Below are 22,238 nucleotides of genomic sequence, written 5' to 3'. Positions count from 1 at the left end.
GTGTTAGATTCGGCGCTCCCGGCGGGCAACCTAACAAAAACAGAACACAGCAGAACACAAATAGAACCAGGGCAGACGGCTGTGTCTCCCTGGTTCTCCCACTACACATAGATTGGAGGGCGGCTATGAGCCTGTATCCTTTACTCCCGTCCGGTCCAGCTCTATACAGAACTTATAATGGCCCTGGTTATGTTCGAGCCATATTTGTCCCTGATGGAGCTCCACAATGCTCCTGGTGATCGACAGCCCCAGCCCAGAGCCGGACGGCATATCCTTGTCGTACCGGGAAGGCTCTACTTTATAGAAGCGTTCGAACAAATGACTGGCCGCCTCATCCGGGATAGGGGGCCCGAAGTTCTCGACTGACCATAGAACCCAATCTTCCCCCGCGGCCAGCTTTACCCTGATATCCCCTGGCCTTGTGGAGAATTTGAGCGCATTCATCAGCAGATTATCAAGGGCTCTGACCATCATCTGAATATCTATCTTCATGATGACCGGTTCATGAGGCAGCTCCTTAAACACCGTAATCCCCTGATCCTTGGCAACGGGCTCGAATTCCATAATCATCTGCTCCAGCAGGCTGCCCAAATCCACTTCTTGAAGAGATAAGCGCACATCGCTGCTCGTCAGGCGTGTGTATTCAAACAGATCGTCGATCCTCTTCTTCAACTGTTCAGTCTTGCGAAACGCATTGTCGATATACCGCTCCTGTTCTCCCTCATTATCGTAGGCATGAGTTTTCAGCAAATTCAAATACCCGATAATGCTCGTAAGCGGAGTCCGTAAATCATGGGAGATCGATGTAATGAGCTCCATCTTCGATTGTTCCAGCTGTCTTTCGCGGATCATCTGGCTCTCCAGCCGGTCTGCCATCTGATTGATATTACTCGCCACATCCCCAAGCTCATCCTCCCTTGGAAGCAGGATGCGGTAATCCAGATTTCCGTCGGCTATGACCTTCAATCCATCGGTGATCGCCTTGAAATAACGTACAATAGGGCGGGTGAACAAGAGGAAGAAGAACACGAAAAGGGCAATGAAATAACCAAAGGATACCACTTGTTCAAACAGATTTTTGACAGGAGAAACCAGGACAGTATCCAATAAACCGCTTACCAAAATAGCAAGCAGCAGGCTCGGCACAAGCGCCCACAGCATTTTGCCGCGGATGCTTTTTTTCGCATTCAGGAAGGTCCATATTTTATCAATCAATTTTATACCCCACTCCCCATACGGTTTTGATATACATCGGCTCCCTCGGGTTCGCTTCAATCTTCTCCCGCAGGTTCCTGATGTGAACCATCACCGTATTATCAGAGTAGAACACGCTTTGTTCTCTCCATGCGCTTTGGTATATTTTATCGATGCTGAACACCTGTCCCCGATGCGTTGCAAGCAGTAGAAGAATAGAGAATTCGGTTGGGGTCAACGGCACGTCCTTGCCCCGGACGGTAATTCTATGCTGCTCCTTGTTGATGCTAAATTCCTCATCAATGTGGATGATAGAGCTGTCCGCCACAGCATTCGGACCGGCAAAATTCTGCCTCCTCAACTGGGCCTTAACCCTGGCAATCAGCTCCAGCGGATTAAACGGCTTCGTCACATAATCATCCGCTCCAGTGGAGAGACCCGTTATCTTGTCTATAGCTTCCCCCTTGGCAGAAAGCATGATAATCGGAATGTTGGAATCCTCCCTGATCTTCAGACAGGCCTTGATCCCATCCAGTCCGGGCATCATGATGTCGAGAATAATCAGCTCAACAGACTCCTTCTTCATGAGCTCCAGCGCCTTCCAGCCATCCTCAGCCTCCAACACACGGTAGCCTTCATTACGCAGGTAAATATGGAGCACATCCCGGATCTCCGGGTCATCGTCAGCAACCAGAATCGTATTCTTCATTAAGATCGATCTCTCCTATGCATTTTGTTGGAGCGGACAGACATTCTTACAATCAGGACAATCATAACAAGCAGAAGTAGAATCCACAGAAATTTATATAAAATGAACTGATGAAATTCACCCTTATGGAGCACTGCGATGCCGAGTGTTCTTTAAGGCCCCTGTTGTCTCCGAAATGCTTGAACTAGATATCCATGTAGGGGCATTTCGGAGACAAAGGCGGACGCTCCGCTTCTTCAGAATCACTCGGGATCGAAGCTGAGACCGGTTATTTTTCAAATTTCATTTTATATAATTCCATAATTATACAAAGTCTCCTCAATATCCTGCATATGCTCTCCCACATAACTGCCTATAGTAAAAAGAAGGAGCGTCCACACAAACCCCGCAGTGAAGGAGAATCGGGCATACCTGCCAAAGCTCATTTTGTTGATTCCCGCAAAATAAGGCATCAGATGCCGGACGACCGGGATAAAGTAGCTGGCACAAAGGGCATAGCTGCCATACCTGGTCATCATGTTCTCCGAGAACCTGATGTATCTGTCCATCCTGGAATTGCGCCTCAGCTTATTCAATATAGGCACCCCTATACACCTGCCCAGCAAATATCCAACAGACAAGCCCGATATGACCCCCAGATAAGTCAGCAGAAAAGCGGGCAGCGGCAGCAGGAGCCCTCCGCTTGTCACCGCTCCTCCAGCCATCACCACCAGTTCATCGGGAATTGGCATTCCTACAATGCCGAGCCATAAAGCAAAGAACAATGCGGCATATCCGAAGTTATGAGCCAGCTCCAGCATTGTATTGTAATCCACGGTGATCCCTCCAATGATCTAAATTAGCGAAACTGCGAGCAAAGCGCAGCTGATCCCGATTAAGCCGCCAGCCAGGCAGTCGGAAGGGTAATGAACTCCCAGATAGACCCGCGATAATCCAACACCTGCCGCTAACGGCAGCAGAATAATAGCAAGAGCGGGCAGGGTGAACAGGAAAGGAACAACAATTGAAAAGACAGCTGTCGTGTGGCCTGAAGGGAAGGAGTGGTCTTTTAACGGCTTAAGAATGAGGTTCGTGTCAGGCAGAGCCAAGTAAGGTCTTGGCCTTCTGATTAACTTCTTCATTAACACCGCAGCAAGGTGGCTCACTGCTAACGCCGCGAAGCTCTGAATGCCCGCCGTTCGCCATGGCTCCGGCGCTAGCAGGGAGATGGATAACGAGCATGTCAGTGTAAACAACGCACCTCCCATATGGGTCATAGCAGCCAGGACGCGGCTCAGCACCGGGTGGCTGATCGACTGATTGCACCAGTTGAACACACGTTGTTCCCAGGTCTGCAGCCAGCGCCAGAATGGGCTCCACCGGAGCATGTCTTTTCTTAGCTTGGACAGCCATTTTCCAGCGGCAAAAAACGTTATTTCCGCAACGACAATTCCCCCTATAATGTCCAGCAGCACGTGCTGTTTTACGAATACGGTGGATATCGTCACAGACCATGAAAGCAATTGGATGAAGAAACGGGAAGCTCTGGAGAATTGATCCCGGCATTCCGACATGCCCTTCAGCATCAAATAACTGGTCAGGACGTGAATGCTGGGAAAGCAATTATATGCCCCGTCCGTTCCGTACACCAATCTGACCAGCCACAGGAATACGCCTGTACCCGAGGCATCGGGCCGGGTAATCATCGTCTGAAAGAAATAGAAGGTGGCATAGCTCACCAATAGTCCGAGACATAACGCAATCAATGTGCGGTAGTATGCACTCGCCTTTTTCATAAACAAGGCAACAAGCATCATGAGCACAAAAGGATACCAGAGCAGATAGGGAATGATAAATATCGGAACAAAAGGAATCCGATCATCCCATGACGTCCACAGGCTGGATACATTGCCGTTCCCGTGATTCAAAATTCCATAAAAAACATTTAATACTGGAATAGCTAGAATCCAGAGTAATGCCTTATAGCCTGCAAGCTTATTCTTCATTCCCAATCAACCCTTTTTCCGGCAAATATACACAAACGCTGGCGGAACATTCATCGGCACGAACTTGATCTCCTCGATGTCAAACACCTCTTCAAGCTGCTTTCTCATCTGCTGCGAATACTGGAAGGCGACGAACAAGCCGTTATCCTTAAGGGACGAGACAACCTGCTCCAATATGCGGTCCCGCAATTCCTGGGTAAAATTGAAGAATGGCAGCCCGCTAAGAACACAATCCAGCTGCTCTAGATTCTCCTTGTGGACGGCCGCTTGAATGTCACGGCAATCGGGATAACAGGCAAATTCGGGATAAAGGTCTGTTAATCTGCCCCTCATCTGGGAATCTGCTTCAAAGAGCAGCACCCGGCTTGACTCTTTCCTGGCAGACCGGATGTACCTCGTTATTGCCCCTGTGCCTGCACCAAGTTCCGCTGCGCTGTCCACCTCGTTCCATGGAATGGCATCCACCATTGTTTTGGCCAGAAATCTGGAGCTCGGCGTCACACTGCCTACACGCCCCGGAGATTGCAGAAATTTATAAAAGAACAAAAACTTCTCCTGGATCAAATCTTTATTTATCATTGAGATTATTCCTCCATAGGTTTGATTAGCCTCAATCCTAAACTAAAATTCTTTAGATTCTCTGGAGGAAAAACTGAAGTTTTCTTAAGAAGTTCATTATCTCTTGGCAGATTCTCGTTAGTTATGCCGGCTGTATGATGTGGTTTTGGCGATGAAATTGGTTAACATAGATAGATGGAGTTGTGTCAAAAAGTTCATTTCTTATACGTTTAATTTCAAAATCTTTTATGTCATAGTACCTGGTACTAATATTAAGTGCTATAATAAGATTATTATGTACATCCTAATTTAAAAGGAGAGGTTCCCCCTGAATTTTCAACAATGGATCGCACCCGAACAATATAATCTCACCTCAGAGATGGAAAACCATCCCTCGGACAAGCTAGCCCTAAAGTGGCTTAGCGAGCAGGGTGAATATGAAGAAATTACGTATGGCAGCCTGCTGGCTAAGGCCAATCAATTGGCAGGAGGCCTGCGGCAGCTCGGCCTCACCAAAGGCGACCGGGTCCTCGTTATGGTTCCCCGGCAGATTATTGCGTATGTCATCTACATGGCCTGCCTGAAGCTTGGCCTCGTGATCATTCCCTCATCGGAAATGCTGCGCGCCAAGGACTTGTCCTACCGCTTCCAGCACTCCCAGGCTCGTGCCGTCATTGCCTGGTCTACCCTGACCGGGGAAGTCGACCGCGCCTACGATGAAGGGCATCCGAATCTGGAGTTCCGCATCGCCGTTGCGGACGAGGCTTCTGCAAGCACGGCTGCGGGGATGTCCCCAGGCTGGCATAGCCTGGCACATCTTATGGAGGATCAGCCGGAGGTATTCGAGACGGTTCCGACCCACCGGGACGACACGGCGATTCTGGCGTACACCTCTGGAACAACCGGCAACCCGAAGGGCGTCATTCACAGCCACGGCTGGGCGTATGCCCATCTGCGGATCGCCTCCACCCTGTGGCTGGACATCAAACCCGGGGACATAGTCTGGGCGACGGCTGCACCCGGCTGGCAGAAGTGGATCTGGAGCCCGTTCCTGTCCGTGCTCGGCAGAGGCGCGACCGGGTTCGTGTACCATGGCTCCTTCCATCCGGGTCATTACCTGAGGCTGATTCAAGAGTATGGCATTGAAGTGCTGTGCTGTACGCCAACCGAATTCCGCATTATGGCGAAGCTCGAACATCTAAGAGATTACAACCTCTCTTCCCTGCGCAGCGTGGTTTCTGCCGGTGAGCCGCTGAACCAGGAGGTTATCGAGGTGTTCCGGCGGGTTCACAATCTTACGATCCGCGACGGCTACGGACAGACCGAGAGCACACTGCTCATCGGGAACCTGATGGACAGCCCGGTACGCCTCGGTTCCATGGGCAAAGCTATCTCGCCAGGGCTCATTGAGATCGTGGATGATGAGGGTAAGGTCGTACCGCCGGGCGTTGTGGGCGACATTGCCGTTCATGTGGACATGCCCGCCCTTTTCAAGGGATATTACAACGACCCGGAACGCAAAAAGAACAATCAGCGCGGCGATTACTTCATCACCGGCGACCGCGCCCGTGCCGACGAGGACGGCTACTTCTGGTACGAAGGGCGGGGCGATGATATTATCATCAGTTCCGGGTACACCATCGGGCCGTTCGAGGTCGAGGAAGCGCTGATGAAGCATCCGGCGGTGAAGGAATGCGCCGCAGTCGCCAGTCCCGATGAAATCCGGGGCGCGGTGGTAAAGGCTTTTATCGTGCTGATGGAAGGCACCGAAGGAACGCCAGGGCTGATCAAGGAGCTCCAAAGCCACGTCAAAGCCCTAACCGCGCCGTACAAATACCCGCGGAAAATCGAGTTCATCGCTTCCCTGCCTAAGACGAATTCCGGCAAAATCCGCCGGGTCGAGCTGCGGGCCCAGGAGTATGCGGGGAAATAAAGTTTTATATGGAATGAGATTAGCCCCCGATCCGGACGGATTGGGGGCTTGGTGGTTGAGGGGGTAGGCTATGAGGTTAATTTAAAAACACTTCCCATATTACTGTGGAAAATTCGTAGTTGCTGTGAAAGGCCAAATCTTCTACGATGCACTTTGCATAGCAGTTTATTGGAGCAAATCCTTTCTCCTCATACTCTGATATGCAATTAAATACATCTCATGTTACAGTTCAACGGAAGAGGCTGGAGAGCAATTAACTATATTTGAGCGATTTCAATACATCCCATGTTACGGTTCAACCCCTAGTAATATCAGGCCTTCAACTTAGTAGTAACCCTAATTCTACTACAGCCACAAGGGTTTCACAATTTTATCCCAAGTGAATTTGTATCTTCACAAAGATCAACACAAAATTACCAGAAACCTTGGTATATCAAGATTCCCGTGGTCCTTTAGCAATAACGAGGTTGGGAAAATGATACCGGGAAAACAACAACTTTATACGTTCCATCTATCCGTTTAGCAACAGAAGAGTGGCCCTTCTTGCCTCCGCTTCCCTAAGGACAGAAAAGCAAAAGAAAAAAACCGCAAACTTCGCGGTTTTCCCTCTACTCACACTATATGCCTACAACAATCTCAATTCTTCACAGCCTTGATCCGATAACATTCGCTCACAAAATCCTCCTGCACCGGCTTCAGCGGCAGGCCAATGTGAGTCAGTCGGTCCCCATTAAAGCTGGCTCCCAGCTTGTCGACATGGTATTCGATCTCTGGGTTAAGCCCGCTGAGCTTTAATCTGCGCAGCGGCTCATTCGGCTCGGCCAGGACGCGGAAGTAGTAAACTACCGCTTCTGTCTGGTCCTCGGAGACGAACATCCAAGCCGTCTCATTTCCATTTCCCTCGTAAGGGCTCTTCAGCCGGTACAGCTCGCCGTTCTGAATCAGCTGGCGGACCTCTTTGTATGAGCTCACCTGCTGCTTCACAAGCTCCTTCTCTTCCGGGGTCAGCTGGGTCAGATCCAGCTCATACCCGAAGTTCCCGGACATGGCTACATCACCGCGGGTTGCCAGCGACGTCATCCGTCCCACCTGATGGTTAGGCACCGCGGAGACATGCGCGCCCATCGAGCTGATCGGGTAGACCATGCTGGTCCCGTACTGGATCTTCAAGCGCTCCACCGCATCGGTATCATCACTGGTCCAGGTCTGAGGCATATAGAACAGCATGCCCGGATCGAATCTTCCCCCGCCGCCGGAGCAGCTCTCGAAGAGAATATGCGGGAACGCATCAACCAGCTTGCCCATCAGCTCATAGAGTCCCAGAATATAGCGGTGCGCCACTTCCATCTGACGTTCAGGTCCGTAGAAGGCTGAGCCGATCTCTGTCATATTCCGGTTCATATCCCATTTCACGTAGGTGACCGGAACCGAATGGAAGATTTGACTTAACGACTCAAAGATATACTCCCGAACCTCGGCTCTGGAGTAATCCAGAATCAATTGATCGCGGGCGGTCGTACGCCGCCGCCCAGGGGCGTGCAGACACCAGTCTGGATGGCTGCGGTACAAATCACTGTCCGGAGACACCATCTCCGGCTCTACCCATAGTCCGAACTGGAGTCCCAGATTGTTGACCCGCTGAGCCAGATCATTTAACCCATTTGGAAGCTTACGCGAGTCCTCGTACCAATCCCCCAGCGAGGAATTATCGCTATCCCGCTTGCCGAACCACCCGTCATCCAGTACAAACAGCTCAATTCCGAGCTGTGCCGCTTCTGTGGCGATATCTTCGATTTTGTCAGCGTTGAAATCAAAATAAGTCGCTTCCCAGTTATTGACGAGGATAGGCCGGTCCTTATCACGGTGAAATCCCCGGCACAGCCGGGTGCGGTACAGCTTGTGGTAAGTCCGCGACATGCCGCCAAGCCCTTCATCCGAATAGACCATCACGGCCTCCGGAGTCTGGAACGATTCACCCGGAGACAAAAGCCATTTGAAATCGAACGGGTTGATCCCTATCGACACCCGGGTTGTCGCGAATTGGTCCACTTCCGCTTCAGCCACAAAATTGCCGCTGTACACCAAGCTGAAGCCATAGACTTCCCCGCGCTCTTCATTCGTATCCGGGCGAAGCAGGGCCATAAACGGATTCTGCTGATGGCTGCTGGACCCTCTGCGGCTCTCGATCACCGTTGATCCCGGTCTCAGGGCTCTTCGCTGGATATGCCGCTCCTTCGCCCATGCCCCGCTGAGATACAAGCTCTCATACTGGTCGTCCGGGAAATCCACGCTGGCGCTTAGTGCCCGCAGCAGGCTGACCGGCTGCTTACCCGTATTCACAAATCTGACCGATCTGGCCACCGCGTTAAATGCTTCAAAGACGGTATAACTCAAAATAACCGTAACCCCGGAATGTGCATCCACCAGCTCCAGCTCCAGCGTCTGGGCTTCCTGACCAGACTCCGCATACACAGCGGGAAGCCCCTCTAGTTCGGGCTTACCCTCTATTATTCTGTGGGTCTGATATAGAAACTCCGTAATTCTTGTTCCGTCCTCCAGCTGAAGCTGGTAGGCCGGATGACGAAAATCACTTGTCCCGTACTGCGGATACTCCTGAGGAAGGGTGTCCAGCGAGATCGTTTTATCCTCAGGAACCGGATTAGGAGAGAAGGAGCAGCGCTCCACTCTCACCAGGATATCGCTTAGATTGCCCTGCCGGTTCAGCTTCTTCCCCCAATAAATATGGGCCGGATATCCCTGGACCAACTGGATGATATAACTCATGTCCTTGGATTGAAGATGAAACTGCTGCTGTTCTTGATCATAAAAAATTGCCACCTGCACCACTCCTAATCTATATCTGTCTCTTTATCTATGATTTCACCGCGCCGCGGACAACCCCGCTGATAATCCACCGCTGGGCCACCAAATATACTATAATCATCGGCAGCAAGGCCATGAGGTACGAGGCGAAAGCGTAATTGTACTGCACCCCGAATTTGGATTGGAAAATATATTGTGCCAGAGGCAGCGTAGCCATCGAAGGCTTGCTCAGTATAATCAGTGGGAGAAGGAAGTCATTCCACGCCCAGATACAGGTCAGAATCGCCACCGTTGCGTTAATCGGGCTTAAGAGTGGGAATATTACCTTCCAGAAGGTACCCCATACCGAGGCTCCATCCATCACTGCCGCTTCCTCCAGCTCCGCAGGGATACTTCTCAAGTAGCCGACATACAGAAATAGATTAAATGCAATTCCATATACGACATAGAGAACGATAAGGCCTGTCTGGTTGTTCATCCCGAGCTTGGAAACTTCCTTTACCAGGGGAAGCATAATAATAGGGAACGGTACGAACAGCGCACTGACAAAGTAGAAATAGAGCATTTTGAACAAGCGTTTATCCATATTGCGCGCCACGGCATAGGACACCAGAGAATTCGTCAGCAAGGTGAAAATCACTGCGAATACCGTAATGATGGAGCTGTTCTGAAAAGCATGAGAGAAGTTGGTCATATCGACCGCTTCTTTAAAATTGCTCCAATGCCACTCCTTAGGCCAAGCCAATACCGCGTCGGCCATCTCCTGCGGGCTTTTGACAGCAATCATCAGAGTCATATAGAGAGGAAACAATACGATGAGTGAGCCAATGACAAGTAAGATGGTCACCGGCCAATTGGTCCGTTTCATACTCATGACAGGCTCATCTCCCTTTTCTGCAGAATCTTAAGCTGGATCATAGAAATGACCACAATCACAATAAAATAGATGACAGAGTTCGCCGATTGATACGAGAAAGAGCCGCCCTGGAATCCATCGGTAAAAATCAGATACGAGATTGAAGTGGTGGACTTCGCCGGTCCCCCGCCCGTCATAGCTACGATCTGATCGAAGACCATGAGGAAATTCTTAAGTGCAAGCACCATATTAATGGTAAAGAACGGGGCAATCATCGGAAACGTAATGTGCCAGAACTCCTTCCATTTGGATGCACCGTCCAGGCTGGAAGCCTCATACAAATCTGCAGGAATCGTCTGCAGCCCCGCCAGATACAGAATAATGTTGAAGGCCGTGGCCTGCCATACCGTCACAATTACAATGCCAATCCACGCCGTATTCTCACTGCCTAGAATATTAAAGGCCAGGCCGCTCATGCCCGCTTTGGACATGACATCCGGCAGGATATTCGAGAAGAAGTAATTGAAGATGAAACCGATGATCAGCATACTCAGAATATTGGGCAAGAAGTACACGGCCCGAAGCGTATTTTTGAGTTTAATCCGTGAATTGAGTCCAACCGCAACAGCCAAGCTGATGATATTCACGATAACCGTAGTCAGAATCGCAAATTTAAAGGTAAATCCATAAGCACTATAGACCTGAGGGTCCTGAAATACATTTAGAAAATTCTTAAATCCCACCATCTTGTACGACGGGGAGAGACCATTCCAATTCGTGAAGCTATAGAATACCCCCATGAGCATCGGCAGGGTATGAAAGAAAAAGAAAAGCAGAAAAGCCGGGATTACCATGAGGTAAAAGGGTGTCATATTCTTTCGCATAGTAAGCTCCTTTGAGAGAGTAGGAAGGGGACGATAGCAGGAGAATCAACTCCCTCCTTCATCCCCTTCGCTCTCCGTTTGCTGATTATTTTCTACTTTCCGCTTTGGACCATTCGTCATCCATGTTTTTCAAGAAGCCTGCTACGTCTTTCTTCATGATCAATTCCTGCAGCAGCTGGTCCAGCTTCATGTTGCTTGGTGTATAGTGGTCCACAAAGTCTGCAATCTGGCCTTTGTCGAAGTAAGGTGCAAGATCACTTACCGACGGATCGTCCTGGGTAACCCCTTTCACCGCAGAGAACGTGTTAACCCCTTTCACATATTCCTTGGCATTCGCAGGATCGAGCAGGAACTCCACAAATTTCTTAGCCTCATTCGGATGCTCGGTGTTGGCTGAGATCGACAGCAGCTGGTCCACACCGGAAATCAGCTTGTTCTTGCTTGGATCATTCGTTGCAGGGTAAGGGAAGATCCCCAACTCAATGGATGGATTCGCTTTCTTGATCTCCGCGATAGCCCAGACTCCCTGCGCATACATAACGGACTCTCCCTTGGCAAAAGCTACGTTGGCATCATTGTAGCCCTTGCCGAAGCTGTCCTTCTGACCGAAGGTAACCAGTTGAAGCAGCTTGTCTGCAGCTTCCTTATACTCGCTTGTGTAGGTTGTCTTGCCCTCACTGTGTCTCTTGTAGAAGTCATTTCCTTGTGTGCTGGCCGCAAGCGCATTGAATGCAGGCTGGGACGTCCAGGCATCTTTAAACGAGAAGTAGAAAGGAAGCTTGCCGGCATCCTGGATTTTTTTGCAAAGGGCTATGAACTCATCCCAGGTCTGAGGAATCGTAAGGTTCATTTCTTTGAACAAGGCTTTGTTATAGATCACCCCGTTGGCGTTAACGCCGTAAGGAATACCGTAAGTTTTGTCACTGCCCGAGATATCGTGCAGGATCTTGACATACACATCCGATACTTTCTGCAGATTCGGGTCACTGGACAGATCAGCCAGAACGCCCGATTGCACTAGAGAGGCATGTACGTTGTCGCCCCCGTTGGCAATCACATCCGGGAGCTGACCTGAGGCTGCTTTGGTCATGAGTGCGGTTGAAGCATCTGGCGGATTATCCTGGATGACATGAATGTTAGGATTCGCCTGTTCAAATTTAGCAATCAGCTTATCAAAGGTGTCACGGGCTTCCGGCTTATATTGAAGAAATTGAAGCTCCACCTTGCCGCTGCCAGCCGAATCGCCGGAACCCCCACTGCTATCGTTACTTCCACAACCGCTCAGTAAAGAGAGCGCTATCAAAACTGCTGCCCCAACTTTCAGTCCTTTTACCATCTGTCATGCCCCCTCAGTTGTTGTCATTTGAATTGAATTAAGCTCTGTTTTGGTTTAGAATGAATACTGAATGTTTTTTTCTTCTGTCCCCCAGCCGTCTGCTGGGGCCTTTTTCTTTTTCTCTTCTCATATTCTCTCTCTAATGTATCCAGATGAAACCAAAAGCCGTGCCTGTAGTTCCATATCACCTCCTAATCAGAATTCAAAGAATGTGCTCACGAATTCACTGGATTACCGGTTTCCACAGCTCTCCCTAAGGACAAGCTCTGGTTCCACAGTGACTTGAATAGCAGCCTCGCGTCCTTCCAGACGTTCCAGCAGCAGTTGGACTGCCGTGCGCCCGATTTGAACCGGGTGAACCTTAATGCTGGACAGAGGCGGATTCACAAAAGCCGAGACTTCAATATCATCGAAGCCTACTACCGCCATTTCCTCAGGTACCTTCACGCCGCTCTCATGAAGAGCACGAAGGGCTCCGATGGCCATGGGGTCATTGCCTATGAAGCAGGCGGTTGGCCGCTTCGGCTTGCTTAACAGCTCTTTCATGGTTTCATACCCGCTTGCTGTACTCCAATCCCCGGTAACCACATACTCCGGATTATAAAGACCCTTCTCCTTCATCAGCTGCTCAAAATGCTTTTGCCGGGCATCCAGAAGTGTCTGTCCCTTCTTGTTCGGTCCCAGCTTATAAAGGTATTCATGACCGGTGATCATTCCTATTTCGCGGTGGCCCAGCCGGTAGAAATGCTCAACTACCTCTTCCACGGCCTGCCTGAAGTTGATTTTCACTGAATCGTAACCTCTGACATCCAGCAAATGATTGACCAATACGACCGATTTCCGGTCTGGAAAGATTCTCTCGATATCCTCTATATCAACAGAACCTACAATAATAAGTCCATCCATGTCCTGGAATGCGGAGGCATCAACATAATTCCCTCTTACCATTCTGCCTATATTAAGATTCAGTTCCTCGCAGCGTCTCTCGATGCTTTGGCGGATCTCGGAGAAATACGTATCCTCCTTCTCGTCATCCGGCGAGACCCACAGCAGCAATCCAACCTGCTTGGTGGACAGCTCGCTCTCTTTTTTCATTCTTTTGACACGGTGAGGCTTGTACTGCATCTTCTCCGCGATATCAAAGATCCGGTCCCGGGTCTCCTCCCCTACGGAAAGGGACGTATCATTATTTAACACACGTGAGACCGTTGCGGATGATACATTGGCTAATTTAGCTATCTCTTTAATTGTAGCCATTGGCTCCAGCACCTTTAGTAAATTTTTTAACTAATTATGAAGTAAGTATATCAACGCTTCACCCATCTTGCAAGCACTTTCATTAGCGAAAACATAGGAAAATCATATATTTTTATCGAAATAGGCCTTGATAATTGTTTTTTAACTAACAAAGAACGATATTTATAGTAAAATTATTACTAAATAACATCACAAATTTACTTAATTCCATGTGAAAATATCCTCCCTCCAGCATATATTCCCCTTCCTATTTCAGCAAAACCAGATTGTTTGCGGCTTTACTCTACAAAAAAAGGCTGCCGAGACTTTCTCGACAGCCTTAGGAGATAGCTCTCCCCTCTTTCACATGCACTTTATTCTCTACAAACTTCTAGTTCCTTACCTTTACTTACTCCTCAGTACCTTCCACCTGCTGCCGTTTCCCAATGCCGAATACGAAATACCCCACCGCCACAATCGCAATGAACGCAGCTCCTACAATCAGGGATGTCCGGGTATCCGGGTTGAACCACATGCCAATGATGACCAGGATCAGGAAGATAATTGTGATGTAGTTGCTCACAGGGAAGAATTTAGACTTGAACGGATGATTCGCCATCTCTTCCTTCCACTTGCGGCGGAACCGGAATTGGCTGAAGGCCAAGGCGAACCAAGGCACCATACCCGGGAGAACACTTGCACTATAAATGTACAAGAACAGCTTCGATTCAGGCGCGATATAATTGAACAGCACGCCAATCAAAAGCAGAGAGATCGTGGTGATCAGGCTGTTTCTCGGTACTCCGTTCTTGGAGATCTTGCCAAAGAATTTCGGAGCCTGCCCGTTCTTGGCCAGGGTGTACAGCATTCTTCCCGCACTGTAAATCCCGCTGTTGCACCCGGACATGGCTGCCGTCAGCACCACGAAATTAATAATTCCCGCAGCCGCTACGATACCCACCTTGGCAAAAGTAAGAACGAATGGGCTGCCAATGGTGCCCACCTGATTCCAAGGATAGAGCGTGACAATCACGAAGATCGCGCCGACATAGAAGATCAGAATGCGCCAGATAATGTTTTTGATCGCGTTACGCAGAGTAACCTTCGGATTCTCCGCTTCTCCTGCCGTAATGCCCACCATCTCAACACCTTGATAAGCCCCTGTGACGATACACAGGGCGAACAGAAACCCTTTTAACCCTCCGGCAAAAAAGCCCCCATGACTATACAGGTTCGACAGCCCGATCGGCTGCCATCCGTTCCCGAGTCCGAAGAAGATCATCGCGGTTCCAATGATCAGCATGAAGATAATCGCCGCAATCTTAATCAGGGAGAACCAGAATTCAAATTCACCATAGAACTTCACCGCCGCAAGATTCGCAGCCGCAATAATGGCTACCCCAGCCAAGGCTGGCAGCCACTGTGGAATGTCCGGGAACCAGTAGCCCACATAGATGCCAATCGCGGTCACCTCGGCCATGCCCACCGTTACCCACAGGAACCAATAGCTCCAGGCGGTCAGATATCCAGCGAGCGGACTGACATATTTATGCGCGAACGTGGCAAATGAACCCGTCACCGGCTCCAAAATCAGCATTTCCCCCATAATCCGCATTACAAAAAACATCACAATCCCAGCCAACAAGTAGGCCAGCAGCACCGAAGGCCCTGCCCACTTGATCGTACTGGCCGAACCCATAAACAGCCCTACACCAATCGTGCCACCAAGTGCAATTAGCTCAATGTGCCTGGGCTTTAGCCCTCTGGTTAATTGTTTTGACTCCACAAGAACGCTCCCCTTCAAATGTGTTCATGCTCTGGCTGTAGTTAAGGATTCAGAAACCGTTCTTTCTCCAGCATTACTGAAATTTTATGACAAAAATTAAGTAAATTCAACAAATATCCGTTAGGAAAAAGTGGGACACGCTAGTAAAGTCATACCTCTTTCACACAAAGTTCAATTGAACTTCATTCGGGATGCATTTTAAATGAAACTTCTTGATTTAGTTGACAATGTCAAATTATTTTGTTGACTATGTCAATCAATATTGCTAAATTAATGTTGACTTAGTCAATTAATGGAGGGTGAGGGTGTACCTAATGAGTTATGAATCTTCTTTAATTCCAATTGTCCGCAAATATAACCGATTTTACACAAAAGTGCTTGGGTTACTCGATAAGCACCTTCTGGCTAGCGACTTTTCACTTTCAGAAGCCCGGGTGCTTTATGAAATCGGGAATACGGAACGCTGCACAGCCAAGTTACTGATTGAGCAGTTAAGGATTGATGCTGGCTATCTAAGCCGGATGCTGAAGCATTTTGAAAAGCTTGGTTTGACGTATCGGGTCCAATCCGCTGAGGATGCAAGATCCTCCTTTTTGTTTTTGTCACCCGCTGGAAAAGAGACGCTCGCCAAGATGGACGCGCTATCTAATGAACAAATTCGCAAGATGATTATCGAGCTGCCGGAGCAGAGCCAGAGGAATATTGCCAGAAGCATGAGCATCATCGAACGGGAGCTGTCTAACAATAATGAAAGAAACATAAGTATTCGAACAGAGCTTAAACCGGGTGACATTGGTCTACTTATTCATATGCATGGTTGGATTTATGCCAGGGAGTGCGGATATAATCATGTGTTCGAAGCATATGTATGCAAGACGTTCTATGATATGCTCCTCACCTACAGCGCGGAGAAGGACCGTTTCTGGATCGCCGAAGTGGATGGAGAAATTGTCGGCAGTATTGCGATGATTAGCCATTCTGATGAAAAAGCACAGCTAAGATGGTTTATGCTCCACCCCGAATTCAGAGGCATGGGACTTGGTAAGAAGCTTCTGCAGGAGTCCCTTCATTACTGCAGAGAAAGAGGCTTCCGCAGCGTCTTTCTGGAAACGACGGAAGATCAAAAAACGGCCATCAGTATGTATACGAGAGCAGGGTTTAGAAAGGTTGCGGAACAAGAGAACAACGACTGGGGTGTCCATCATATCGAGCAGACTTATGAGCTCCACCTTCAGGAAGCTTCTTTACAACCTGCAGATTCAGCAGTTGAGGTGAATTGAGATGATGGACCTGAGCCGCTCATCTGAATGAAAATGCGGAAAGGGAACGGTCGCCGTCCCGGAGCTAATCCTCACTTGTCCCGGAAAAGCATGTGGTTGACAGCCGTCGTGCAACGTCACACCACGACACCGGGAGCTTCGGGCGGTGCGTTTATTTGCTCGGTGTGATTAAGAAAGACACGGGTTCGCTCCGTGTCTCTCCTTTTAGCTATCCGCTCTCTTATGTGCTCTTACATCAAAGTCCTGTGTGCAAAAACAGTTCAATCACCGTATCATTCTCGTCCGGCAGCCGGGCACCAGCCAGATTGATAAAGGCTCCGTTCTCAATGTCGGAGTACTCCAGCGCCATCCATGGCACCTCAACCTTAAGCTCGGTTCCGTCCCGCAGCAGTCTGGCCTTGCGGATCTTGCCTTTCAAGCCCTCGAAGTAGATAGGGCCGATTCCCCGGTCGTAGACATGGGCATATAACCGCTCCCCGTTCTGTGTGTACCTTCCCCACTCGGGTTTAGGCAGATCAGCGGCTTTACAGCCATATATACTGTCGCCATTCAGCCTCAGCCATTCCCCTACCTCATTCAGTACCTCCAGCGTCTCCCGGTTGATTTCGCCCTTCGCATCAGGGGCCACATTAAGCAGCAAATTCCCGTTCTTACTGACACATTCGACGAGCGTGCGGATCACCTGTTTGGCTGACTTGTAGTTCTTATCCGTGGAATGGTAACCCCAGTTATCGTTCAAAGTAATGCATGCTTCCCAAGGAACAGGCCGCCCCTTCACATCTACGATGCCTCCAGGCGGGATAATCTGCTCCGGCGAGAAGAAGTCACCGGCATATTCCTCCGGCTCCTCCGCCCGGATATTGCCGCCAAGACGGTTGTCGATGATGATATCCGGCTGGATCGAACGGATCATGCGGATCAGCTCGGTCGCCTTCCACTTCTCTCCCGTCATATCGTCGTAGGAGAAATCGAACCACATAATATCGATTTTGCCATAGTTCGTAAGCAGTTCCTTCACTTGGCCGTGCATATAAGCCAGATACCGGTCAAATTCAATTGGTTTATCCTTGGCCGCCTCATTATCCCTATCCGGATGGGCCTTATCCCCGTAGCCCGGGTAATCATCATGGTGCCAGTCGATAATCGAGTAATACAATCCAACCGCAATGCCCTCCTCGCGGAACGCATCCACATATTCGCGGACCAAGTCCCGTCCAGCCGGGGTATTTGTTGCTTTGAAGTCCGTCAGCTTGCTGTCGAACAGACAGAAGCCGTCATGGTGCTTCGTGGTCAGCACCGCATATTTCTGACCGGCGTCTTTAGCAGCCCGGGCCCATGCTTTCGGATCATACCGGGAAGCGTCGAACTCGTCAAAATACACCTTGTACTGCTCATAGCTCATCCGCTCATTGCCGCGAATCCACTCCCCCCGGGCCGGGATGGAATACAGCCCCCAGTGAATGAACATTCCGAACCGGTCCTGCAGGAACCAGCGGGTTCTCTGATCTCTTGTACTCATGCAGCTACCTCCGTATCCCTAGAAGTGAGGGGTTAATCTGTACTATATGAATGAACCGAAAGAACACAGCAATCCGTCTGAAAGTTTGCACAACAGATAAACCTAGAATATAGACCCGACAATTGGATATGACATAGACCACTATCAAAAGAAACAGCAAGTGAACTTTGAATATAAATCTGGCAAGGAACCGATTGCCGAATATGCTCACGAAAGCGCTTATGAAAAATCATTTACGAAGTATGATTATGAATTGACAATGAATCGCCAATGAAAATGCTAACGTTCAAAGCATTTGTTGGAACCCTAGAATCCGCTTGGGCCTTGCTGGAGCAGAGCAGCCTGACTCACCAAGCGTTCTGCTCCCCTCCCGTAAAAAATTCTTCTTGAAACCAAGCTATGTCAAGCATGGAACAAAGCCGCCGCACCAATGAGTCCAACATCATCCCTAAGACCAGCAGGCACGATCTCATACGTGCCCTGGTAAGCCTTCATCACCAGCTTATCCGTCTTGGCCCGCAGGGCCGGAAACAGCTGGTCGCCCGCCTTGCTCACTCCGCCCCCGATAACAATCCGGTCAGGATTGAACGTGTGAATCGCATTCGCCAGCCCGAGTGCCATATAATGCACCGCCCTGTCAACGACTTGGATAGCGACGGGATCAGCCTGTTTATGCGCTTCGAACACATGCCTCGCCGACACCGCTTCCCCGGAGGCCTCCGCCAGCTCCCGGATCATAGACTGGCGGCTCTCCATAAGCTCCAGCGCAGCTTCGCGGATCGCGGTCCCGGACGCATACATTTCCCAGCAGCCGTTGTTCCCGCATATGCAGGCAGGGCCATCCGGCTCGACAATGTTGTGGCCCAGCTCCCCGGCAAAAGAATTAGCGCCAAGCAGCAGCTTGCCGTCCAGAACAATTCCAGCTCCGATTCCTGTGCTGAACGTCACATACACCATATTCCCGGAGCCTGCTCCCGCGCCCCGGATATATTCCCCCCAGGCAGCCGCATTGGCGTCATTCACAACCTCGACGTCAACGCCAAGTGCTTCGCCCATCCACTGCTTCAGAGGAACATTACTCCACTCGGGAAGATTCGTTCCCTGAAGAACGATCCCGTCCCTGCTGTTCACCATGCCGGGTGAAGCCAGCCCCACACCGGAGATGGGATACCCTTTGGAAACGGAATGAATCATATCCTCCATACGCTGCACAACCTCTTTGGCAGTGCGGAGCCCTGCCGTCTCCATGCGCTCCCGGTTTAGAATTTCTCCATCCGCATTAAAAAGAGCGGCCGCAATCTTCGTTCCGCCCAAATCGATCCCCACTACATATCTGTCCGTGTTCTGCAATCTCTATCACCTGTTTTCTGATCTGTATGGATGGAACTTAGGACCTCGCTGGTTAGTTCGCTTCTGAGACAGTTCTTGGTCTGCCAGATAAATAACCTTGATTATGAATGAGCCTGCTCTACTCTCATAGCTTTGGTACGGACGGCCTCATTCGGAACAACTTGGCCTGGGGCACCTGCCTGCTCCCACAGACTCTATTCTGCTTTCTAACACGCTGGTCTGATAGCCCGGACATCCGATCCTTTTCTTCACGTTATACAGCGCTCAACACCATTCTCATCGGCTAACTTTTGCGTGAACGAAACCGCCCTGGTCTGTGGATGCCAAGCCAGATGTTCAGATATACCGGACCAGGCTGTCCGCCAGCGTCCGCAGCTGCACGGGATCAATTGGCGCAAGGCCCGAGCGGCCATACCGGACGGCAGAACCGAAATGCACTTCGGGAACCCCGGTTTGTTCAATGAAGGAACAGACTGTCTCCGGGGTCAGGCCGTTTCCTGCAAGGATGCACAGGGAGGTACCCTCGGATGCTTTCACAAGTGCTCGGATTTGAGGAATTGCCGCCGGTGCTGGCTTTAGCCCGCCTGAGGTAAGGATGCGGGTAATCTGTGGATATTGGCTCAATGTCTGTAGCCCCACTAGCTGATCCTCCAGCTCATCGAAGGCCCGGTGAAAAGTTACCTGCATGCCTTCCGCCAATGGAAGCAGCGCTTCGAGTGCCTGCTCATCCACAAGTCCTTCCTCCGTTACCGCACCGACTACAATACCGGCAGCTCCAGCCGCCGCAATGGCTTCTACCTCTGCCCGCATCGTCTCAAGGTCCAAGGCGCTGTACACAAAGCTGCGGCTGTGCGGTCTGACCATCACATGGACTGGAATGCCTACCGACTTCACCACCTGCCGGACCAGTCCGATGCCCGGCGTCAAGCCGCCTTCTGTAACAGCGGTAATCAGCTCCAGCCGGTCCGCCCCATTCTCCTCCGCCACCAGGGCGTCGTCGATGCAAGTGGCGATAACCTCCAGTTTCATAACAAACCCTCCTTATTCGATGAATGTTGGCAGTCCGAGATATGATAGCAGCAAAAGACATGATGACAGCGAGAATCTAAACCTGCCGGAAATATCCGCAGGCATAATCCGCCAGCAATCTTGCGCCATAACCTGTCGCTCCAGCCTCGGAATACCCCACATCCTGCTTATACTGCACCGTGCCAGCCATATCGATATGTACCCAGTTCATCGACTCGGCTACGAACCGCCTTATGAAAAGCGCCGCCGTAATCGCCCCTGCCATACCGGACGTGCCCACATTGCGCAGATCGGCATAATTGCTTCTAAGCTCCGCCTCATACTCATCCATCAGCGGCATCGGCCACAGCCGCTCGCCGTTCCGCTCGCCGATGCGGACTAGCTCGCGCGTCATGTCCGCATCGCCCCAGATGCCTGCGATGCCCAGTCCCAGCGCAGCGCCCACATTGCCCGTCAGCGTGGCAATGTCAATGGCCTGGGCTGCGCCGAGCTTCGCGGCGTGGATCAATGCATCCGCCAGCACAAGCCGGCCTTCCCCGTCGGTGTTCGCAATCTGAACGGTCAAACCGTTCGGATAAGCGATGACGGAGGACGGCAGCGTAGCGCGCGCATCCGGCAGATTGTCGGCTACGGCAATCAATGCCGTCACTCTGACCTTGGCCCGCTGGCGGACAAGGAGATCCAGCGCGCCGATCACAGCTGCGGCGCCGCCCATATCCATCCGGGCGTCGCTGATATCCGCGCCCGTCTTGGCGTTCATGCCGCCCATGTCGAAGGTGATGCCTTTGCCGACCAGGGCCAGCATTGGCGCATCCGGCAGGGCTTCATATCTCAGCTCAATGAGCGCCGGAGCGTGCTTGCTCCCGGCCCCTACAGCCAGCAGGCCGTTCATGCCGCGATCGATCAGCTCTTGTCCCTTGTACACATGGATCTGAACTGGCTGATCCTTGAACAGCTCCACCGTCCAGGCCACAAAAGCATCCGGGTTCAGAACACCCGGCGTCTCATTGACCCAGTCCCGGGTCAAATTCACAGCCTCCGCCCGCTGTTCAGCGACAGTGATTATCTTGCCAAGCTCGCCTGCGGACAGCTCAGGCCAATCTGCGGAGCGGATGTTCAGCTTCACCCTGCCGCCAATCTTGGTGGCGCTTCTGTACTTATCGAACCGGTACAGACCATGCAGCCAGCCTTCGATCCAGGCTTGGAGCCAAGCTGCCGCCTCAGGTTCGCCCTTCTGAATCCCTTCACTTCCAGCAATTTCATGAACGGCTGGGCGCTGCCCAGCTGTCGGATCGACCGCACTCTCCAGATACTCTGCACGTTCGGGATTCCCATAGTCCTGTGGGTTCTTCTGGGTTTCATCGGTATTAAGGACTTCGGGGGTAGCCTTCTTCGCACCATCAGAGCCTCTACCCGGATTCCGCACCAGCGTCCCACAGCCCCTCCCTTCCTGCAAAAGGGCCCGGGCCGCAGCCCCCCCAGCCCGGCGCACCTGCTCTAAGGTCACGGTCTGCCGGTCGCCCAGTCCAGCGGCCAGTACATCGGCCTCCTCCGCCGAGCGGCCATACAACCAGGTAATACTCCCCTGTCGTTTACGCCGCTCATTCATCGGATAAGCCGAGTCCTCTCCCGCATAGACTGGATAGATGAGGACCTCGTCCTCTCCGGTCAAATCTGTATATATTTGCATGGCGATTCAATCCTTTACCAATAAAGTGGGATGTGAACCCATCCGTTCTTACAAAGGCCTTCAATATCCA

At 50.8% G+C, this 22,238-nt stretch carries 17 protein-coding genes; 2 read left to right on the top strand and 15 right to left on the bottom strand.

What is annotated here, in order from left to right; translation table 11 throughout:
- Window positions 1-123: 123 nt before the first annotated feature.
- From BN6628_RS04310 to BN6628_RS04290, 5 genes are all read right to left on the bottom strand, one after another.
- On the bottom strand, window positions 124-1,215 hold the full coding sequence (locus tag BN6628_RS04310; protein WP_082926783.1) for a sensor histidine kinase: 1,092 nt from the start codon (window positions 1,213-1,215) through the stop codon (window positions 124-126).
- Entirely contained in the window at window positions 1,208-1,903 is a 696-nt protein-coding gene (locus tag BN6628_RS04305) for a response regulator transcription factor (RefSeq protein WP_068614766.1), read from the bottom strand. The genes BN6628_RS04310 and BN6628_RS04305 overlap by 8 nt, the downstream gene beginning before the upstream one ends.
- Window positions 1,904-2,190: 287 nt before the next feature.
- The gene (locus BN6628_RS04300) at window positions 2,191-2,718 is read right to left on the bottom strand and encodes a DedA family protein (RefSeq protein ID WP_068614760.1); all 528 of its coding nucleotides are present in this window, start codon (window positions 2,716-2,718) and stop codon (window positions 2,191-2,193) included.
- An 18-nt stretch (window positions 2,719-2,736) separates the two neighbouring features.
- Complete coding sequence (locus BN6628_RS26890) at window positions 2,737-3,888, bottom strand: phosphatase PAP2 family protein (protein WP_082926782.1); 1,152 nt, start codon at window positions 3,886-3,888, stop codon at window positions 2,737-2,739.
- A 6-nt stretch (window positions 3,889-3,894) separates the two neighbouring features.
- Window positions 3,895-4,467, bottom strand: a complete 573-nt coding sequence (locus BN6628_RS04290; RefSeq protein ID WP_068614757.1) for a class I SAM-dependent methyltransferase — start codon at window positions 4,465-4,467, stop codon at window positions 3,895-3,897.
- 358 nt (window positions 4,468-4,825) lie between these two features.
- Between BN6628_RS04290 and BN6628_RS04285 the strand changes: the two genes are divergently transcribed.
- Complete coding sequence (locus BN6628_RS04285; protein WP_068614754.1) at window positions 4,826-6,379, top strand: acetate--CoA ligase; 1,554 nt, start codon at window positions 4,826-4,828, stop codon at window positions 6,377-6,379.
- A 636-nt stretch (window positions 6,380-7,015) separates the two neighbouring features.
- Here BN6628_RS04285 and BN6628_RS04280 read toward each other — a convergent pair.
- The 6 genes from BN6628_RS04280 to BN6628_RS04255 form a co-directional block, all read right to left on the bottom strand.
- Entirely contained in the window at window positions 7,016-9,217 is a 2,202-nt protein-coding gene (locus BN6628_RS04280; protein ID WP_454188819.1) for an alpha-galactosidase, read from the bottom strand.
- Window positions 9,218-9,251: 34 nt separating this feature from the next.
- Window positions 9,252-10,076, bottom strand: coding sequence for a carbohydrate ABC transporter permease (locus BN6628_RS04275; protein WP_068614743.1), 825 nt, complete (start codon window positions 10,074-10,076; stop codon window positions 9,252-9,254).
- Window positions 10,073-10,942: a carbohydrate ABC transporter permease gene (locus tag BN6628_RS04270; protein WP_068614741.1), complete on the bottom strand. Its 870-nt coding sequence runs from the start codon at window positions 10,940-10,942 to the stop codon at window positions 10,073-10,075. The genes BN6628_RS04275 and BN6628_RS04270 overlap by 4 nt, the downstream gene beginning before the upstream one ends.
- A gap of 85 nt (window positions 10,943-11,027) precedes the next feature.
- Window positions 11,028-12,278 (bottom strand): ABC transporter substrate-binding protein, encoded by a 1,251-nt coding sequence (locus BN6628_RS04265; RefSeq protein ID WP_068614738.1) that lies wholly within the window; start codon window positions 12,276-12,278, stop codon window positions 11,028-11,030.
- A gap of 231 nt (window positions 12,279-12,509) precedes the next feature.
- Window positions 12,510-13,535, bottom strand: coding sequence for a LacI family DNA-binding transcriptional regulator (locus BN6628_RS04260; protein ID WP_068614734.1), 1,026 nt, complete (start codon window positions 13,533-13,535; stop codon window positions 12,510-12,512).
- Between the two features lie 388 nt (window positions 13,536-13,923).
- Window positions 13,924-15,300, bottom strand: a complete 1,377-nt coding sequence (locus tag BN6628_RS04255) for an amino acid permease (RefSeq protein WP_068614731.1) — start codon at window positions 15,298-15,300, stop codon at window positions 13,924-13,926.
- A 314-nt stretch (window positions 15,301-15,614) separates the two neighbouring features.
- Between BN6628_RS04255 and BN6628_RS04250 the strand changes: the two genes are divergently transcribed.
- Window positions 15,615-16,580 (top strand): bifunctional helix-turn-helix transcriptional regulator/GNAT family N-acetyltransferase, encoded by a 966-nt coding sequence (locus tag BN6628_RS04250; protein ID WP_068614728.1) that lies wholly within the window; start codon window positions 15,615-15,617, stop codon window positions 16,578-16,580.
- A 235-nt stretch (window positions 16,581-16,815) separates the two neighbouring features.
- Here the strand turns inward: BN6628_RS04250 and BN6628_RS04245 are convergent, their stop codons facing one another.
- The 4 genes from BN6628_RS04245 to BN6628_RS04230 all read right to left on the bottom strand — a co-directional run bounded on the left by BN6628_RS04245 (window position 16,816) and on the right by BN6628_RS04230 (window position 22,168).
- Window positions 16,816-18,099 carry an alpha-L-fucosidase gene (locus tag BN6628_RS04245; protein WP_068614727.1) on the bottom strand — a complete coding sequence of 428 codons (1,284 nt, stop codon included), beginning with the start codon at window positions 18,097-18,099 and terminating at the stop codon, window positions 16,816-16,818.
- Window positions 18,100-18,501: 402 nt separating this feature from the next.
- Window positions 18,502-19,449 (bottom strand): ROK family protein, encoded by a 948-nt coding sequence (locus BN6628_RS04240; protein WP_068614726.1) that lies wholly within the window; start codon window positions 19,447-19,449, stop codon window positions 18,502-18,504.
- A gap of 336 nt (window positions 19,450-19,785) precedes the next feature.
- Entirely contained in the window at window positions 19,786-20,478 is a 693-nt protein-coding gene (locus BN6628_RS04235; RefSeq protein WP_068614725.1) for a copper homeostasis protein CutC, read from the bottom strand.
- A 76-nt stretch (window positions 20,479-20,554) separates the two neighbouring features.
- Window positions 20,555-22,168, bottom strand: a complete 1,614-nt coding sequence (locus BN6628_RS04230) for a leucyl aminopeptidase family protein (RefSeq protein WP_235847571.1) — start codon at window positions 22,166-22,168, stop codon at window positions 20,555-20,557.
- Between the last annotated feature and the right edge of the window lie 70 nt (window positions 22,169-22,238).

It is taken from the genome of Paenibacillus tuaregi, from assembly GCF_900086655.1.
GTDB classification, from domain to species: domain Bacteria; phylum Bacillota; class Bacilli; order Paenibacillales; family Paenibacillaceae; genus Fontibacillus; species Fontibacillus tuaregi.
The sequence above is the reverse complement of the archived record's forward strand: the minus strand, read 5'-3'. Positions and strand labels throughout refer to the sequence as shown.

Excerpts from the sequence above, each read along its gene's own strand:
- BN6628_RS04305 (WP_068614766.1), bottom strand. The coding sequence starts at position 1,903 with ATGAAGAATACGATTCTGGTTGCTGACGATGACCCGGAGATCCGGGAT.
- BN6628_RS26890 (WP_082926782.1), bottom strand. The coding sequence starts at position 3,888 with ATGAAGAATAAGCTTGCAGGCTATAAGGCATTACTCTGGATTCTAGCT.
- BN6628_RS04290 (WP_068614757.1), bottom strand. The coding sequence starts at position 4,467 with ATGATAAATAAAGATTTGATCCAGGAGAAGTTTTTGTTCTTTTATAAA.
- BN6628_RS04285 (WP_068614754.1), top strand. The coding sequence starts at position 4,826 with ATGGAAAACCATCCCTCGGACAAGCTAGCCCTAAAGTGGCTTAGCGAG.
- BN6628_RS04275 (WP_068614743.1), bottom strand. The coding sequence starts at position 10,076 with ATGAGTATGAAACGGACCAATTGGCCGGTGACCATCTTACTTGTCATT.
- BN6628_RS04270 (WP_068614741.1), bottom strand. The coding sequence starts at position 10,942 with ATGCGAAAGAATATGACACCCTTTTACCTCATGGTAATCCCGGCTTTT.
- BN6628_RS04265 (WP_068614738.1), bottom strand. The coding sequence starts at position 12,278 with ATGGTAAAAGGACTGAAAGTTGGGGCAGCAGTTTTGATAGCGCTCTCT.
- BN6628_RS04260 (WP_068614734.1), bottom strand. The coding sequence starts at position 13,535 with ATGGCTACAATTAAAGAGATAGCTAAATTAGCCAATGTATCATCCGCA.
- BN6628_RS04250 (WP_068614728.1), top strand. The coding sequence starts at position 15,615 with ATGAGTTATGAATCTTCTTTAATTCCAATTGTCCGCAAATATAACCGA.
- BN6628_RS04245 (WP_068614727.1), bottom strand. The coding sequence starts at position 18,099 with ATGAGTACAAGAGATCAGAGAACCCGCTGGTTCCTGCAGGACCGGTTC.
- BN6628_RS04235 (WP_068614725.1), bottom strand. The coding sequence starts at position 20,478 with ATGAAACTGGAGGTTATCGCCACTTGCATCGACGACGCCCTGGTGGCG.
- BN6628_RS04230 (WP_235847571.1), bottom strand. The coding sequence starts at position 22,168 with ATGCAAATATATACAGATTTGACCGGAGAGGACGAGGTCCTCATCTAT.